The organism is Tateyamaria sp. (assembly GCF_059783535.1).
In genome coordinates, this window is record NZ_JBYNDP010000094.1 from 1 (window position 1) to 15729 (window position 15729).

Below are 15729 nucleotides of genomic sequence, written 5' to 3' on the forward strand. Positions count from 1 at the left end.
GCATGGTCCGCGCTGCGGTTCAGCGTTTCCATCAACTCCTGGCCGGTGCCAAAGATGCGGTCGGCGTGGTCCAGAGCTATGCGCCCAACCTCGGTCAGCTTCAATTGCCGCCCCACACGGTCAAACAGGTCGTGACCCAACCGCGCCTCCAACGCCTTGATCTGTGTGGATAAAGCGGACTGAGACAGGTTCAATTTGTCCGCCGCTCGGGTCAGGTTGCCTTCATGTGCGACAGCGCGGAAGTAGCGGAGATGGTGATAATTCAGAGTATCCATACATCGAAAATATAGAACGATTGATGACAATAGTTATATTTTTTATCTGAATTGGGTTGGCCTATCTCGTCCGAAGTAAAGCAACGGGGCCCGCCATGGACATCATCACCGACATCGTTCTGACCATCCTGAACCAGATGCAGAAGCCGACACTCGCTTTTTTGATCGGGGGGATGATGCTGGCGGCCCTTGGCAGCAAGTTCGAAGTGCCGGAACCGATCTACAAATTCATTGTGATCCTGCTGCTGCTCAAGGTGGGGATTGGCGCCGGCATCTCGGTGCGTGAGGCCGACTTTGTTGCGCTAGCGGTCCCCGCGCTGCTTGCTGCGGGGATCGGGATTGCAATCGTTGTTCTGGGGCGTGCAACGCTTGCCCGATGGCGGGGCGTATCACAACTGGATGCGACGGCGACCGTTGGTCTGTTTGGAGCGGTGTCAGCCTCGACCCTCGCAGCGGGGATGGCGGTGCTGGATGATGAGGGCATCGCGTATGAAGGGTTCATCGGCGCGCTTTATCCTTTCATGGACGTTGCAGCGCTCGTGACAGCGATCGTGCTGGCACGGCTGGCGGCGGCGCGCAAAGCGGCCAATGTGCAAGGCGATGGCACAATGACGATCGGCGGTGTTGGCGGAACAGGGGGCCCGGTGATCGAGCGGGGACTGATCAAGGGGATATTGCTGGACACTTTGCGGTCGCCTGCCATCTCCGCCCTGATCCTTGGGCTGGCGCTGGGCCTGTTTGCACGGCCCGAGAGTGTCTATGCCAGCTTTTACGAGCCGCTGTTTCGGGGGTTGTTGTCCGTGCTGATGCTGATCATGGGGATCGAAGCATGGTCACGGTTGTCGGAGCTGAAGGGTGTGGCACATGCCTATCTGTTCTATGGGCTGACAGCGCCGCTTGTGCATGGGGCGATGGGGTTTGGTGCAGGGCTGATCGCGCACCATCTGACCGGGTTTTCGGCGGGCGGTGTAGTGCTGTTGTCGATTATGGCAGCGTCAAGTTCTGACATCTCTGGTCCACCAACCATGCGTGGCGCGTTGCCCGAAGCGAACCCGTCAGCCTATGTCGGGGCGTCCACTGGTCTTGGCACACCCGTCGCAATTCTGAGCATTCCACTATTCATGGTGCTGGCCGATTACTTCATCGGGTTTTGAAGAGTACGGAACGACAAACAGACCCACGGTTTCAGGATCCTGCCCTGAACCAGTCTGTGCGCGAATGCTGCGGTCAGGGCCAACAGCATTTGTTCAAATCTTGGAGTCTGCCGAGGTTTTCAAGCATCCGCGGCGATGTTCGGTAACGTGCCGATCCGGTCCTGTCTGCTTTGGCGCAATGTCGAGAAAACAGTGTGCCCCAGTTCAGACAGACCCTTGTTGTTGTCGAGATAGCCTTCCAGCACAGCCACCTCCTGACTGAAGCTTTTGTACCGGTTGTGTGACAGCTGATCGCCCAGCGACATGTCGAACGCACATTCGTAATATGTGAGGACATTGGCGAACGCGTGGTACGCGATCAGGATCATATCCAGTGGGCGGTCGCGGCCGACCGGGGGCGAGAAGTACCGACCATTCTCGGTATCGGTTTTCATGGGGAACACCCGGCAGGCCAGGTGAAAATGCTGATGAGCACATTCGTGTATCAGGACCTCTCCGACCTCGAGCAGGGAATTGGGTTGGGACATGTAGACCGTCCCCGATGTGTCGGACCAACTGCCTGAACATGTCCGGTTTTCAAGCCGTTCGGTCAGGATTAATGTGTTGAGAAGGCGCCGCACCCAGATTTCGTAGTTTGGGTTGACCGTGGCCATCAGGCTGATGCCTTCGGACACTTCGGCGGTCCAACCAAAGTTGGCGACCTTTGACATATCCAGAGGGACCGCTGGCTCACCATCATTGCACAGCGACTCCACCGATTGTTTCGTTTCGACCATTGCAATCGCGCCATCGATGGACAGTGCCAGGCCATCATCCAGTCCATGAACGGTGATCTGATCATTCTCTTTCATCAAATGCACCGGCTCCGTCGCCGTGTGTATGCGACCGTCATGAATGACCGGTAGACCGCTGCTGAGCTCAAAAACGTAATCCGCAGTGTCCAAGCTGCCGCTCAGATCTAGTAACAGTCTGCCCGCACGCTCGGGATCGGGCCTTTGACCTTCGTCAAAGATACGTCGGCCGAGTTTTGACACGCTTGCCTGCCACGTCGTGGTCAAAGGCTGCAATTGGTCCATCCAGCCCTGAAGCGAGGCTGTCAGACCATTGCGCCCTGTCGTTTCGATTACCTTGGAGATCACAGAGTTTGCGTAACCCTGGGCAACCAGCCCGAACAGGGGGTTGGGGCTGGCGCTGTCCGCACGGGAAAAGCATTCGAACGCAGAGAAGTCAGGGGATGTCATGCGGCAACCTCCTTGGTTTTGATCATGCTGTCCGGCAGGGAAGACACGATGGCCTCTCTGATACGGGCGGACAGGGCGTAAAGCGTTTCGCAGTAGATGGATGTGTTGTCGAAACCGACCCCGTCCCATCGATGCGGCAGGTAGCCACCGTTGCAGGCGGCAAATTCCGGGCACGATTGGCAGGTGGCGCAGGGTTTCTGAACCAGATCAACGTCCAGTTTTTCGACATGTTCATCGAGGCCCGTATCCCACACATTGATCAGATCGGTACCATTGTATCCGCCGCACACGCTGATCACGTCCGAGATGCCGATGGCACCATTGGTTTCCACGACGCAGAGTGCGCCAAGGTCGCCGCCAAGGGCGTCCAGTTCGGGTTTGTATCCCAGATGCGCGCGGATCATCATTTCGAAGAAACGGATATGTGGTGCGTCCCCATCGAGCGCCCACCAGCGTTCGAACGCGTCCAGCATGTACTTTGTATAAGGCGCTGGGCCAGTCCATCCGTCTGGCGGATTGGCCCGGTTGCCGAGCGGCAGCAAAAGGTCGGCATACATGATGTCGTTCTCGACCAGCCAATCTATCATGTCCGCGCCGGGGATGGATGGATCGATGACGGCAAGACAGCCGTGCGTAAACGGCCTGTCCGGATGTAACTTCACCGAAGACAGGCGCCGCAGCACGTCGTTGGTCGAGCCTTTGCCGTTGTGATAAAACCGCTTCTGATCTGCAAATTCGGCAGGACCATCAACACTGATGCCTACGGCGACCGCGTGTTCTGCCAGAATGTCGCTCCATTCCTGATCAAGCAGCGTGCCATTGGTCTGCATCAGAAACTTGATGGGCAGGGGCGCGCAGGCGGTGCGGATCCGCTCAACGATTTCAACAAACCGTTTCTTGCCGACAAGCATGGGTTCGCCGCCGTGAAGCTCGATAACAAATTCATCAATGCCGTATTGCGCGCAGTGTTCCACAATAAGATTGCAAACGCGATCAATGACATCGTTGCCCATTTGTTTGGGCCGCGATTTCCAGCTGTCATCTCCTCGATTGTAAACGTAGCAATAGGAACAATTGAGATTACAACGCTGGTGAATCTTTAAAATAATCCAACGCAATGGCGCACGATCAGGCATTGCCCGAAAGGACATGCTATTCATATCGGTTAACCTTGTAAGACTAATAGGGTCGAGCCGAATTAGGTAATTGGCTCGACCCGCCCGATTAGCGGTTTCCGGGGTTCACTCTTCCTGCGAGGGCCGCGACCGCGTCCGAATGATTTGTGTGGTTGGACCCGTGGCTGTCATACATCGCAGTCGGATCAGCCTTTGCCTGAATGTCCTGGACAATGCGACCCATGATCATGCTTTGGATTTTCTGCAGGTCTGCCAAAGAGGCGGTATCAACGTCAAATTTAAGGTTCTTACGATCAAGCTCAGCCATGTCATCAGTTCCTTTAAAATAGTTGTATCAATGGATGCATCTTAACATATTTTGAGCATTTTTCGTAGGGTCGGGGCCGGTCGCCGTATTTTTGAGGTGGCCCAAATGCTTGAGGCTTACCATGCCTCCTTATTCGGTGGGTGGCGTGGGCAGATGCTCATCCGGGGCTGCAAGGGTGATTCTGTTTGTCTAGTGCGGCCGTAGCATCGGCACGAAGCGCCCTGGCGTGCAGGGCGCTTTTTTACCTGTCCAATCCAGCGTCGCGGGCGGATGTCTGACGGCTGTCGCGGGTAACGTCACTTGACCTCGAGAACATCAAATTTGAAGGCTTTGCTCTCATCACCTTCAAGCCGAAGTTCCAATGTATCACCCGCAGAAATCTGGCCCGCAAGCGCATCCGTGTTCAGTCGAAACATCAACATGGTGCGTTCGCTGGCCTCGGAACCCGCTCCGCGACCATAGAGGTGCGCGGAAGCCACAGGCGTCGAGATGTTTGGGTTGTCGACCGCATAGGCATGAACGATCCCGCCTTCGTCGGGGATCCTGCGGAGCCAGACCCGCAGCACCCCCGCCTTTAACGCGTTTTCAGTCAGCGTAAGTTCCATGAGTGGTCCAAACTGAAATCAATCCTTGGCGAAGGTTCTGAGCGAGCATTGGTCATAACTGACGGCTTCTGACGATACGCGTGCGCCAGAATCGTCCACGATCACAAGATAGGCTTTCACGCTCTTTACAGATTTCTTCCGCCCAATGAAGCGACGCAATCCTCGGGTTATGTCCACACGATAGCGGGTGTGTTCATGTCTGAGCGGATGTTTGGCGCGCAGGTCATACTCATCCCGGATGGCAAGGTCCGGGTTGCAGTGTCCGGGTGCACCATGACATGGACCGTGCCCGAAAAAGACAATGCGCCCGGCATATGAATCGTCCTTGTAGCCGGTTGAGTCCGTGCAGGATGGATTGTCGATATAGACCCGAAGCTCGAAGCTGTCACGTGGTGGACGAAGCTTGTGGAACTCCAATTCGGCGCGTACGAACCCTGCCTCCACCGTACCCAGTTGCACTTCCTTCACTTGGCTGGCTGCCGCCGACAGCGCGGCCGCCGGTGCAGTATCGGATGTGCCCAGAGCGCCGATGGCCGCTTCGACGGAATCCTCGGAATAGATATAGCGCAGCGAGTTTTCGTTATCGATCAGGTCAGCGCCAACCCGGCCATCATAGACCACGGTGTCGAGCACGTGTTGGGGGATGTTGGCGTTGGGCCAAATTTGCTGCCAGTCGGCCCAAACCTTGTCGCACATGGCGTGGTGCAGCCAGAAAACCGGATCATACGCAGCAGACACCGTGCGCCCCATATCACGAGCGGGAAATGGCAGAGGTGAGGCCGGATCGCTGCCACCGACCACCACGTGAACATGCCCGTGAGCGGCAAAATTGAAGTCGTCCTGAAAGGCGCTGAAGCTGGGGTTGGTCAGGTATCGGGCGACCTCATTTCTCAGCAAGGGTATGTCGTTGCGCAGTCTTGTGGGCAGACGGCTTGTGTACTGGTCGTCGTCGGTCAGACCCAGACCAACGATGCGGAACAGGCTTTTGGCACGGGCCAACGGGTTGGGCACCTCGTCACCTTGGGCATTCGTATAGGTTTCGTCATCAACGACCTTGGGCAAGCCATTTGGGGCATGGGTCGCTGTCAAAAACTGTGTCCAGTCCCAATACGGCAGCGTCAGTTCAAGCTCGTTGTCCTGCCGTTTCCATTGCAGGGCACTGTTCAGCGCTTTCTCGAATGAATAGACATAAGATCTGTGCCAAGTGAGAAAGATACGGTTGTCATTGTGGCATAGGTCGAGATCATATCCATGCCCGCGCGCATATATGTAATACCCACGATTATCCCCTTGCGCGATATCGGAAATTTCGTACATCGCCGCATATGCATCGCGCAAATCCTGAATGTCATCGTCCCTCAGACGCGTCAGATCAAATCGTATCAGGGGAAGCCCGGCTTGCTTTCTGAGATAATTCAATTTTGCGATCGTCGTCATAATCAAACTCCAAAAAATCCTAAATCAACTGCGGATTAGAGTATCATAAAACTCAGCTCGGGCCAAAAGCGGCACTTGCCAAACCACAATGCACTGTCCCGCGGATGTACGAGGTTCCGCTAGCAAACTTGGCAACTGCAATTGTGTTTTGGCTTGATGGTCTTGTTTCGATGGGGGGGCTTGGGCGCGTCCGTTGCTCAAACCAGAGCGCACAGATAGCATTGCCACATGCACTATACTCTGGAGCCACCAACAGAAGGTCACGTAGAGCAGATTTGCGCAATCTGGGCGTCTGGTTGGCACGAGCCACATGCAGACATTGTTCCGCAAAGGCTGTGCGAGTTACGCACCGAGGACAGCTTTCGAGAACGAGCTTTAGAAAATCTCGCTTGTACCCGCATCGCAGTTGATGGGGCGAACGTGCTTGGATTTTGCATGGTCAAGGATGATGAGCTTTATCAGATGTACGTTTCGCAAGTCGCGCGTGGGTCTGGTGTTGCCAAGGCGCTGATAGGTGACGCCGAGGTTAGTGTCGCGGCGAATGGGCGCGACCTGGCTTGGCTTGCCTGTGCTGTCGGCAATCACCGGGCCGGTCGCTTTTACGAGAAATCCGGTTGGATCAATATGGGTCAGCGGGTCGTGAACCTTGATACATCCGAAGGGGATTTTCCTTTGGATGTGTGGCGCTTTGAGAAACACGTTGGTGCCGGGGACGGCAGTTAGCGTCACAAGACTGCTGATTTCCCGCATGGTCCGACGTCACACGTCTTACCAAAGAAAAAGGCCGCTCCAAAACGGAACGGCCTTCTGACATTCTGTCGCTCGGGCCTTAGCCCTGGCGTGCTTTGAACCGGCGCTGCGTCTTGTTGATGACGTATACGCGGCCCTTGCGACGCACAACGCGGCAATCACGGTGCCGGTTTTTCAGCGAACGGAGCGAGTTGCGAACCTTCATGGCGCTTCTTCCTCATGTTTCATGGCGCGAAGCAGCGCCGGGTTGCGTTTTGGCACGTGGGTGCCGGTGTTTTGGTGCCGTGCGGGTTGCCCCGGTTGGCGGAATAGGTGGTGGGCGATACAAGGATCGAACTTGTGACCCCTTCGATGTCAACGAAGTGCTCTACCGCTGAGCTAATCGCCCACTGTGACCGTCCCGGATTGCCTGCCCACAAAGAAAGCGGGCGCGGAAATCCGCGCCGGGTGAGGGGCGTATAAAAGGAGTCGAAGAGAGGATCAAGGGCTTTTGGCTTTCCCAATTCTCAGGCTATGTTGGAAACCAGAGGAGGGTCCATGCCAAAGGTTGCGTACGAAGTCCTGCACCCGGAGCGTCGCGCGTCATGTGTGGTGTTTGCATCGCCTCATTCCGGGCGCGACTACCCGTGGAGTTTCCTGCGGCGGACGGTGCTGGACGAGCGCACCATACGGTCGTCGGAAGATGCCTTTGTAGACAAGCTGTTCGACATTGCGCCTCAGCATGGCGCGCCGTTGCTCAAGGCAGGTGCGCCGCGGGCCTTTGTCGACCTGAACCGCAGTGCGGATGAGTTGGACCCGGCCCTGATCGAAGGCGTGCGCCGTCAGGGGCACAATCCGCGCATTGCCAGTGGTCTGGGTGTCATCCCGCGCGTGGTGGCCAATGGCCGTGTTATCTACCGTGGCAAGTTGCCCATGCGCGAGGCCGAGCGGCGGATTGATCTGTATTGGCGCCCTTATCATCAGATGCTGCAAAAGCTGCTGGACTGTGCCCACCAGCATCATGGTCTGGCTGTTTTGATCGATTGCCATTCGATGCCGCACGAGGCGATGGATGGCATTGCCCAAGGCGCGCGGAAGCGCCCCGATGTGGTGTTGGGCGATCGCTTTGGTGCTGCTGCCGGTGGCGAGATCATGGATGTTGTCGAAGCAGCTTTTGCTTCGGCCGGGTTTACGGTGGCCCGCAATGCACCCTTTGCGGGGGCCTATGTGACGCAAGCCTATGGCCGTCCGTCCCGCAATCAGCACGCCATCCAGGTCGAAATTGATCGATCCCTGTATATGAACGAGCGCTTGATCGAGCCCAACGCTGACTTTGATACGGTGCGGGATCGCTTGCGCGCTGTCGTGGCTGAGGTGTCACGCATGGGTCAAAGCCGCCTACCGCTCGCGGCGGAATAGCTGTCAGCGCAGGGCGCGCCCTTTGACGATGGCATCCTGTCCAAAGCGATCTCGAATCGCGTCAGTGGCCCGTTCTGCCTCTCCGCGCTTCCGCGCGTCGGGGTCCAGCAAGTCCCCCGATGCTTGTACGCTGTCTGCATCCACGAGGTCGGAGATGCCGCAACCCAATAGGCGGTAGGGTCCCTCGTCACCCACTTGATCAAACAAGCCACGCGCCGTGCGATAGATTGTGTCGGCCAGTTGCGCAGGGTCGCGCAGCGACACCCGCCGCGTCAGGGATGAATGGTCGTGCCGCTTGAGTTTGAGTGTCACTACTCGGCCAGCAAGCCCTCGCGCCTTGGCCCGCCCAGAAACCTTTTCGGCCATGCGCCAGAGGTGACCATCAAGGATATCGGGGTTGCTAGTGTCTTCGCCAAAGGTTGTTTCGTTGCTGATGGATTTCATTGGCGCATTTCGTGTGACCCGACGTGCGTCCCGTCCGCGCGCGAGGTTCCAGAGCCGGTCGCCCATGGAGCCAAACCGCGCCACCAGATCTGTCTGTTCCCAACGGAGGAGGTCGGCGAACGTGCGAATACCCGCCTTGTCGAGTGACGCTTGTGCCGCCGGACCAATACCCCAGATCAGCCGCACGGGTTTGTCCCGCAGAAAGTCAGCGGTTTCAGCAGCACCGATGATCGAGAAGCCATGCGGCTTTTCGAGGTCTGAGGCGACCTTGGCGAGGAATTTGTTGTGTGACAGGCCAATGGAACCAGTCAGCCCCAGCTCATCCCGCATACGCTTGATCAACCGGGCCAGCATCACCGCTGGTGGCGCGCCGTGCAGGCGGGCGGTGCCTGTGAGGTCAAGAAACGCCTCATCCAATGACAAAGGTTCGATGGCCGGTGTCATTTCTTCCATCATGTCGCGGATGGCGCGCGAGGCTTCGGCATAGGCCTCCATCCGAGGCTTGATGACGATGGCCTCAGGACACAGCTTGAGCGCTTGAAACATTGGCATTGCCGACCGGACACCGCGAATGCGGGCCACGTAGCAGGCGGTCGAGACGACACCGCGTCGCCCGCCGCCAATGATCACCGGTTTGCCCTCGAGGCTGGGATCGTCCCGCTTTTCAACCGACGCGTAGAACGCGTCGCAATCCATATGCGCAATGGAGAGATCAATGAGTTCCGGATGGCTGACCACGCGCGGCGCGCCACAGGACGGGCAGCGGGAACCCGCTTCAAAGGTCGTCAGGCAATCACGGCATAGGCTGGGCATGGGGCGGCTTTGTAGCTAGTCCTTTTCCTGTAGCAAACTGGTGAGGGGTTGAACATGGCTGGACGGTTGATCGGGGCGAAACTTGCCCTGTTTGTGGGTGATCGCCTGGCAACACTCTTGCGTGACGACAAGCCCGGACTGTTGTGGCCCAGTCACTGGGATTTGCCGGGCGGTGGCTGGGAAGCTGGAGAGACACCCTTGCAATGCGCCTTGCGGGAAACCCAAGAGGAGCTGAACCTGAGCATTGATCCTGACGTCGTACGCTGGGGTCGCGATTACGGGTCCAGCAGCGGAGAGATTTCATGGTTTTTTGCGGCGCATGTGCCTGCGGATACGGCCAGCCAAATCTCTCTTGGCGATGAGGGACAGGCGTGGGATCTGATGGACGTGCAGACGTTCCTGGACCACGAATGGGTCGTGCCGCAATTCAAACCGCGCCTGCGCGATTACTTGGCCGGTGTCATGTCTGCAACGATTGAAAGGCCCTGACATAAAGCCCCCCGCGCGGAGCGGGGGGAGGTGACGAACCTCAGGAAGAGCCGGTTCGTCGGGGAGTATCACCTAAGGTCAAGTTACCACCTTTACGGGAGTTTTCCGAGTCAGGATTTCCTGACCCTTCCAATATCCTGTGGTGCGTTGCCTAAATGGCACAAACTGTTGATGCGACCCCCCTGGGGTCGATGCCAAAGATTAAGAAAAGCCACGTGAACTCAGTGGTTTGGCGATGATGCCTGCGGACTAAGCATTTCTGACAAAATCGCCTCGGCTGCGGCCTTTGGGCTTGGCGCTTTCCAGATTGGACGGCCCACCACGATATGATCAACGCCGTCGGCAACGGCGCTTGCGGGCGTCGCGACTCGCTTCTGATCGCCGACATCTGCACCCGCTGGACGGACACCGGGTGTGACGATCAGCCGGTTTTCTGCCTCGGGCAAGGCACGGATCGCGCGTGCCTCTTGGGGGGAGGCGATAACTCCATCTGCACCGGCACCAAAGGCGCGCCCGGCCCGTTCCGTCACCAGATCAGAGATATCGCCCGCCTGGATCAGGCAGTCGTCGAGGTCCGTCCGGTCGAGGGATGTCAGAATGGTCACGGCCAAGATCTTGAGGTTACTGCCCGCGGCCCCTTCCTTGGCGGCGCGCACCACGTGGGGATCACCATGTACGGTCAGGAAATCCAGGTCGAACTGTGCCAGCCCCCGGACTGCAGCCTCGACCGTGGCGCCGATGTCGAACAACTTCATGTCCAGAAAGATGCGCTTGCCGCGTTCCTGTTTCAGTTCGTTGGCAAGAGCGAGGCCACCGCCCGTCAGCATGCCCAGGCCGATCTTGTAGAAACTGACGCTGTCGCCCAGCTGGTCCGCCAGCTCCAATCCGGCCACCGCGTTTGGCACGTCCATTGCCACGATCAATCTGTCGTCTGCCATGTCTGGTCCCCCGCATCTGGCGTTTGCGTGGTCTTAGGGCAGGTTGAGGGCGAAAAAAAGCCCGGATGCAGAACGCACCCGGGCCAGTGTCAGAGACTTAGCAGGCAGGCACCTGTCTCTGTGTCGTTCCGTTGCGATGGGGTTTGCGCGGGGACAGAAGATGCGCAAAGCCCGTGGGGCAACGGAACGAAGGAAATCAGGCCGCGCGTGGGCGCAGCGCGGCAAACGTGTCGATCGTCATGCGGCGCAACCCGGCAAGCCGGTTGGGCCGGCGCGGTGCCATGGCAGCGGGCATATGTATTTGATCGGACCGGCCCCGTGTGTGACGGCGCATCGCCTGAGTTGCGAGGCCATCGGCGGCATCCGCGAACTCCATCGTGATCGGCGCATTGATGGCGCAGGCGTAGCTGCGCGCACCCGTTGCGTCATGCACGGTTACGAGGGCTTCGAAAGACTGCGTGGCGGCGTTGTAGATCACATCGCTCAGTTGCAACGGAACAGTCTGCATTTGGGTCACCTAAATGTTGTGGTTCTGCTCGTGTACCATTCAACATGGGTGAGAGATTTCAGGATTTAAGGGGGAATTGCCGTCACGTTGATTCACAGAACTGTGCCCAACGTTTCAGATTAAGCGGCTGATTTTAAGCAAGATTCTGAAATTGCTAACTTTTTGGCAACGGATGCGTATGGAAAATAGCGTTTCTTCTAACCCATTGAATCGGCGGGGTTTTGCCAAAAGCCGTGAATGGACCGTACGATTGTGAAGGATTGACGTGATGCAGACCCGTATAGGTGCGACCGGTTGCGGCCCTGAAAAACGTGCAGGAATTCGACCTGTGGCACTTGTGCAACGCTTGGCTGTTCCCCATCTTGTTTTCGTAGGCCCGCTGGGTCGCGTGCCTCTGGGAGGGCGCGACCTTGAAGGGGCGCTGACAAAGGAGAAATAACCCATGGACTTGTCGAAGTTCACGGAGCGGTCGCGCGGCTTTGTTCAGGCAGCGCAGACGATCGCCGCACGCGACAGCCATCAACGGCTGGCCCCCGAACATATCTTGAAAGCATTGATGGATGACGAGCAGGGCCTCGCATCCAACCTGATCACGCGCGCCGGTGGCGATCCTGCGCGCGTTCTGACCCATGTGGATCAGACACTGGCAAAAATGCCCAAGGTGACCGGCGATGCCGCACAGGTCTATCTGGACAATTCGACGGCCAAGGTGTTGGCCGAAGCCGAGGCATTGGCCAAGAAAGCAGGCGACAGTTTTGTGCCCGTCGAACGCGTCTTGATGGCGCTTGGCATGGTCAAATCCGGTGCAAAGGATGCGCTGGAGGCGGGTAAAGTGAACCCGCAGGCTTTGAATTCCGCGATCAATGACATTCGCAAGGGACGGACTGCCGATACTGCGAGCGCCGAGGAAGGGTACGACGCGTTGAAGAAATACGCGATGGACCTGACTGAACGTGCCGAAGCGGGGAAGATCGACCCGATCATCGGTCGGGATGAAGAAATTCGTCGTGCGATGCAGGTGTTGTCCCGTCGGACCAAGAACAATCCGGTTCTGATTGGTGAGCCGGGTGTTGGTAAGACCGCCATTGCCGAAGGTCTGGCCTTGCGCATCGTGAATGGTGACGTGCCCGAAAGCCTGCGCAACAAACGGTTGCTGGCCTTGGATATGGGCGCGCTGATTGCCGGTGCAAAATATCGCGGTGAGTTCGAGGAGCGGCTGAAGGCTGTTCTGACCGAAGTGACCGAGGCCGCAGGCGAGATTATTCTGTTCATCGATGAGATGCACACGCTGGTGGGGGCGGGCAAAACGGATGGCGCAATGGATGCGGCCAACCTGATCAAGCCAGCGCTCGCACGGGGTGAGTTGCACTGTGTGGGCGCCACGACCCTCGATGAATACCGCAAGTATGTCGAGAAAGACGCGGCGCTAGCCCGCCGGTTCCAGCCGGTCATGATCGCTGAGCCAACGGTTGAGGACACGATCAGTATCTTGCGGGGCATCAAGGAGAAGTACGAACTTCACCACGGTGTGCGCGTGTCGGACAGTGCGCTTGTGACTGCCGCGACACTGAGCCATCGCTACATCACCGACCGGTTCCTGCCGGACAAGGCCATCGACCTTGTGGACGAGGCCGCGTCGCGCTTGCGCATGGAAGTAGACTCCAAGCCCGAGGAACTGGACGCACTCGATCGTCAGATTCTGCAAATGCAGATCGAGGTTGAGGCGCTGCGCCTTGAGGATGATCAAGCGTCGAAGGATCGGCTTGAGACGCTTGAAAAGGACTTGGCCGACCTGCAGGAACGGAGCGCCGAGATGACAGCGCAGTGGCAGGGCGAGCGGGACAAGCTGGCCTCGGCCCGCGACATCAAGGAGCAGCTGGACTACGCGCGGGCGGCTTTGGATATCGCCAAGCGCGAGGGCAAGCTGGCGAAGGCGGGTGAGCTGTCTTATGGCGTGATCCCTGATCTTGAGCGCAAGCTTGAGGAGGCTGAAGGTGCCGAGACCGATGCGATGGTGGCAGAGGCCGTGCGGCCCGAGCAGATCGCCAGCGTCGTTGAACGTTGGACCGGTATTCCGACATCCAAGATGCTGGAAGGCGAGCGCGAGAAGCTGCTGCGTATGGAAGAGCAGTTGCACAACCGCGTGATCGGTCAGGACAGTGCTGTGCGTGCAGTGGCCAATGCAGTGCGCCGCGCGCGAGCGGGTCTGAATGACGAGAACCGGCCGCTGGGTTCGTTCCTCTTCCTCGGGCCAACCGGTGTTGGCAAGACCGAGTTGACCAAGGCCGTGGCCGAGTTCCTGTTTGATGACGAGCACGCGATGGTGCGGATCGACATGTCGGAATACATGGAGAAGCATTCGGTCGCACGGCTGATCGGGGCGCCTCCTGGATACGTCGGATACGACGAAGGTGGTGCGCTGACTGAAAGTGTCCGGCGTCGGCCGTATCAGGTGGTGCTGTTCGATGAGGTCGAGAAGGCGCACCCGGATGTGTTCAACGTTCTGTTGCAGGTACTGGATGATGGGGTGCTGACCGATGGTCAGGGCCGAACGGTCGACTTCAAGCAGACGCTGATCATATTGACCTCGAACTTGGGCGCACAGGCGCTGAGCCAACTGCCGGACGGAGCGGATGCCAGCGATGCAAGGCGGGACGTGATGGATGCCGTGCGGGCGCATTTCCGGCCCGAGTTCCTGAACCGTCTGGACGAGACGATCATCTTTGATCGGCTGGGTCGGGACGATATGGACGGGATCGTGGATATCCAGATGGCCCGGCTTCTCAAACGGCTGGCGGCGCGGAAGATTGAGCTGTCCCTGGATGCGGGGGCTCGGACATGGCTGGCCGATGAGGGGTATGACCCTGTCTTCGGGGCACGGCCTTTGAAGCGGGTCATCCAATCGGCGCTTCAGAACCCGTTGGCAGAGATGCTGCTGGCTGGTGATATCAAGGATGGAGAGGTCGTGGAGGTGACGGCCGGACCCGATGGGTTGCTGATCGGGGACCGGGTATTGGGGACCAATCGGCCCCGACCCGAGGATGCGGTCGTGCACTGATTTTCATGGGCCCCGGATGGGCCCTGTGACCCGGGTGTCCCACGCTGGGACACCCCACGCCCCCATAGACTTCACTGGGTTACAGAGGGGGATTTAGGATTTGTTAGGGTTTGGGTGTAGTTTTAGTGTTGTGACCGATTTCCGATTACACAAAAATCCAAAGCTCTCTTTGGCTATTCATGTCCGCTTGGATCCCGTCTGGATCACCGTCACTTCGGTCAGAGCGCTGCAATCCGTATCAAAGCTTTAAACATAGAGCTCCCCGGTCGCCGGTTTACGCGAGAGTGCAGCCAGGTCGCCATCCTCCAAACCAGTCGTTTGCCAATTGTTGAGCACGTCTCCAAACAACGCGTCAATTGTAAGAGTTTCTTCGTTCCCGTTGGGTGTGCCGTCCGCATTGTAACGTTGTAGTTGGAATACACTATCATTTCCGGGCGCGGCATCATGCCAGAGCGCAGCGAACCCGCCATCATCCAAAGCAATCAACTCAGGTTCGCTCTGCCTTCCTGCTGTTGTGCTATTTACGTGGAACTCGGTTCCAACAGGCGTTCCATCAGCGGCGTAAATTTGTCCAAAGATTCCTTCCTGACTATCAGTTCCCCAAACGCCATAATTAGATTCCCAAGTGATAACGAAGCCGCCGCCGGAGAGCGCGATCACAGCCGGATGATCCTGATGGGATTGGGTTTCCGTATTCACTTGTAACACGCCTCCAGCCGGACTGCCCACGGCATCATAGCGCTGCCCGAACACCCCGTTCTGGCCGCCATCTTGACCAACCGCCGTCCAGACCGCAACAAAGCGGCCATCCGGCCACCTCGGGTTCTTTCTGATCGTAGTTGTGATCGCCGATCAGAAGCTCAGGACCAACAAGGGCACCGTTCGCGTCCAGCTTCTGGCCATAAAGATCTTTGCCCGACATCCATGTGACAATGACACTGCCATCCGACAGCGTTGTCGCCTCGGGCAGGTTTTGTGTGCCGGCTTCGGTCGTGTTGATCTGGTAAATCTGACCAACCGCATGGCCCGCCGCGTTATAGCGCTGCGCCCAGATGCCATCCCGATCTGGGTCATCCGACGACCACACTAACAAGCGCCCGCCGCCAGGCAATGTCGTCATCGAAGGATCATTGGGATTTGCAGGCAGATTTTGAACTTCGATGTCTGTCATTGATA

17 protein-coding genes and 1 tRNA gene are annotated in these 15729 nt (G+C 57.9%); 5 read left to right on the plus strand and 13 right to left on the minus strand.

What is annotated here, in order from left to right; all coding sequences use genetic code 11:
- On the minus strand, window positions 1–275 hold a 275-nt coding region (locus tag AC6RA8_RS16065), incomplete at its 3' end, for a LysR family transcriptional regulator (RefSeq protein WP_500353913.1).
- A gap of 95 nt (window positions 276–370) precedes the next feature.
- Between AC6RA8_RS16065 and AC6RA8_RS16070 the strand changes: the two genes are divergently transcribed.
- Window positions 371–1429 carry a sodium-dependent bicarbonate transport family permease gene (locus tag AC6RA8_RS16070; RefSeq protein ID WP_500353915.1) on the plus strand — a complete coding sequence of 353 codons (1059 nt, stop codon included), beginning with the start codon at window positions 371–373 and terminating at the stop codon, window positions 1427–1429.
- 119 nt (window positions 1430–1548) lie between these two features.
- Here the strand turns inward: AC6RA8_RS16070 and AC6RA8_RS16075 are convergent, their stop codons facing one another.
- The 5 genes from AC6RA8_RS16075 to AC6RA8_RS16095 all read right to left on the minus strand — a co-directional run bounded on the left by AC6RA8_RS16075 (window position 1549) and on the right by AC6RA8_RS16095 (window position 6155).
- A complete protein-coding gene (locus AC6RA8_RS16075; RefSeq protein WP_500353916.1) occupies window positions 1549–2670 on the minus strand; it encodes an aKG-HExxH-type peptide beta-hydroxylase in 1122 nt (373 codons plus the stop codon).
- Window positions 2667–3830: a radical SAM protein gene (locus tag AC6RA8_RS16080; RefSeq protein ID WP_500353918.1), complete on the minus strand. Its 1164-nt coding sequence runs from the start codon at window positions 3828–3830 to the stop codon at window positions 2667–2669. Before AC6RA8_RS16080 ends, AC6RA8_RS16075 begins: the two co-directional genes overlap by 4 nt.
- A gap of 64 nt (window positions 3831–3894) precedes the next feature.
- Window positions 3895–4113 carry a hypothetical protein gene (locus tag AC6RA8_RS16085; protein ID WP_299203745.1) on the minus strand — a complete coding sequence of 73 codons (219 nt, stop codon included), beginning with the start codon at window positions 4111–4113 and terminating at the stop codon, window positions 3895–3897.
- A gap of 296 nt (window positions 4114–4409) precedes the next feature.
- Window positions 4410–4718, minus strand: coding sequence for a hypothetical protein (locus AC6RA8_RS16090; protein WP_500353920.1), 309 nt, complete (start codon window positions 4716–4718; stop codon window positions 4410–4412).
- Window positions 4719–4736: 18 nt separating this feature from the next.
- Window positions 4737–6155: a tyrosinase family protein gene (locus AC6RA8_RS16095; RefSeq protein ID WP_500353922.1), complete on the minus strand. Its 1419-nt coding sequence runs from the start codon at window positions 6153–6155 to the stop codon at window positions 4737–4739.
- Window positions 6156–6383: 228 nt separating this feature from the next.
- On the opposite strand from AC6RA8_RS16095, the gene AC6RA8_RS16100 reads away from it, so the two are divergent.
- Window positions 6384–6878 (plus strand): GNAT family N-acetyltransferase, encoded by a 495-nt coding sequence (locus tag AC6RA8_RS16100; RefSeq protein WP_500353924.1) that lies wholly within the window; start codon window positions 6384–6386, stop codon window positions 6876–6878.
- Between the two features lie 106 nt (window positions 6879–6984).
- Here the strand turns inward: AC6RA8_RS16100 and ykgO are convergent, their stop codons facing one another.
- Both ykgO and AC6RA8_RS16110 read right to left on the minus strand, forming a co-directional pair.
- Entirely contained in the window at window positions 6985–7110 is a 126-nt protein-coding gene (gene ykgO / locus AC6RA8_RS16105) for a type B 50S ribosomal protein L36 (RefSeq protein WP_005850168.1), read from the minus strand.
- A 108-nt stretch (window positions 7111–7218) separates the two neighbouring features.
- A tRNA-Val gene (locus tag AC6RA8_RS16110) sits at window positions 7219–7293 on the minus strand.
- Between the two features lie 149 nt (window positions 7294–7442).
- On the opposite strand from AC6RA8_RS16110, the gene AC6RA8_RS16115 reads away from it, so the two are divergent.
- Window positions 7443–8303: an N-formylglutamate amidohydrolase gene (locus AC6RA8_RS16115; protein ID WP_500353926.1), complete on the plus strand. Its 861-nt coding sequence runs from the start codon at window positions 7443–7445 to the stop codon at window positions 8301–8303.
- Between the two features lie 3 nt (window positions 8304–8306).
- Here AC6RA8_RS16115 and AC6RA8_RS16120 read toward each other — a convergent pair whose 3' ends face one another.
- Entirely contained in the window at window positions 8307–9560 is a 1254-nt protein-coding gene (locus tag AC6RA8_RS16120) for a DNA polymerase IV (RefSeq protein WP_500353928.1), read from the minus strand.
- Between the two features lie 54 nt (window positions 9561–9614).
- Between AC6RA8_RS16120 and AC6RA8_RS16125 the strand changes: the two genes are divergently transcribed.
- Entirely contained in the window at window positions 9615–10049 is a 435-nt protein-coding gene (locus AC6RA8_RS16125; RefSeq protein WP_500353930.1) for an NUDIX hydrolase, read from the plus strand.
- Between the two features lie 221 nt (window positions 10050–10270).
- Here AC6RA8_RS16125 and pyrF read toward each other — a convergent pair whose 3' ends face one another.
- Together pyrF and AC6RA8_RS16135 are read right to left on the minus strand one after the other, a co-directional pair.
- Window positions 10271–10987, minus strand: coding sequence for an orotidine-5'-phosphate decarboxylase (gene pyrF, locus AC6RA8_RS16130; RefSeq protein WP_500353932.1), 717 nt, complete (start codon window positions 10985–10987; stop codon window positions 10271–10273).
- Between the two features lie 196 nt (window positions 10988–11183).
- Window positions 11184–11495, minus strand: coding sequence for an orotidine 5-phosphate decarboxylase (locus AC6RA8_RS16135; protein ID WP_500353934.1), 312 nt, complete (start codon window positions 11493–11495; stop codon window positions 11184–11186).
- A gap of 442 nt (window positions 11496–11937) precedes the next feature.
- On the opposite strand from AC6RA8_RS16135, the gene clpB reads away from it, so the two are divergent.
- The gene (gene clpB, locus AC6RA8_RS16140) at window positions 11938–14553 is read left to right on the plus strand and encodes an ATP-dependent chaperone ClpB (protein WP_500353936.1); all 2616 of its coding nucleotides are present in this window, start codon (window positions 11938–11940) and stop codon (window positions 14551–14553) included.
- A gap of 246 nt (window positions 14554–14799) precedes the next feature.
- Here clpB and AC6RA8_RS16145 read toward each other — a convergent pair whose 3' ends face one another.
- On the minus strand, window positions 14800–15252 hold the full coding sequence (locus AC6RA8_RS16145) for a hypothetical protein (RefSeq protein WP_500353938.1): 453 nt from the start codon (window positions 15250–15252) through the stop codon (window positions 14800–14802).
- Between the two features lie 34 nt (window positions 15253–15286).
- On the minus strand, window positions 15287–15729 hold a 443-nt coding region (locus tag AC6RA8_RS16150), incomplete at its 5' end, for a hypothetical protein (protein ID WP_500353940.1).

Bases quoted from the DNA above. Each gene is read 5' to 3' on its own strand.
- AC6RA8_RS16080 (WP_500353918.1), bottom strand. From the start codon at position 3,830: ATGAATAGCATGTCCTTTCGGGCAATGCCTGATCGTGCGCCATTGCGT.
- AC6RA8_RS16095 (WP_500353922.1), bottom strand. From the start codon at position 6,155: ATGACGACGATCGCAAAATTGAATTATCTCAGAAAGCAAGCCGGGCTT.
- AC6RA8_RS16135 (WP_500353934.1), bottom strand. From the start codon at position 11,495: ATGCAGACTGTTCCGTTGCAACTGAGCGATGTGATCTACAACGCCGCC.
- ykgO (WP_005850168.1), bottom strand. From the start codon at position 7,110: ATGAAGGTTCGCAACTCGCTCCGTTCGCTGAAAAACCGGCACCGTGAT.
- AC6RA8_RS16075 (WP_500353916.1), bottom strand. From the start codon at position 2,670: ATGACATCCCCTGACTTCTCTGCGTTCGAATGCTTTTCCCGTGCGGAC.
- AC6RA8_RS16120 (WP_500353928.1), bottom strand. From the start codon at position 9,560: ATGCCCAGCCTATGCCGTGATTGCCTGACGACCTTTGAAGCGGGTTCC.
- AC6RA8_RS16070 (WP_500353915.1), top strand. From the start codon at position 371: ATGGACATCATCACCGACATCGTTCTGACCATCCTGAACCAGATGCAG.
- AC6RA8_RS16125 (WP_500353930.1), top strand. From the start codon at position 9,615: ATGGCTGGACGGTTGATCGGGGCGAAACTTGCCCTGTTTGTGGGTGAT.
- AC6RA8_RS16100 (WP_500353924.1), top strand. From the start codon at position 6,384: ATGCACTATACTCTGGAGCCACCAACAGAAGGTCACGTAGAGCAGATT.
- pyrF (WP_500353932.1), bottom strand. From the start codon at position 10,987: ATGGCAGACGACAGATTGATCGTGGCAATGGACGTGCCAAACGCGGTG.
- AC6RA8_RS16085 (WP_299203745.1), bottom strand. From the start codon at position 4,113: ATGGCTGAGCTTGATCGTAAGAACCTTAAATTTGACGTTGATACCGCC.
- AC6RA8_RS16115 (WP_500353926.1), top strand. From the start codon at position 7,443: ATGCCAAAGGTTGCGTACGAAGTCCTGCACCCGGAGCGTCGCGCGTCA.
- clpB (WP_500353936.1), top strand. From the start codon at position 11,938: ATGGACTTGTCGAAGTTCACGGAGCGGTCGCGCGGCTTTGTTCAGGCA.
- AC6RA8_RS16090 (WP_500353920.1), bottom strand. From the start codon at position 4,718: ATGGAACTTACGCTGACTGAAAACGCGTTAAAGGCGGGGGTGCTGCGG.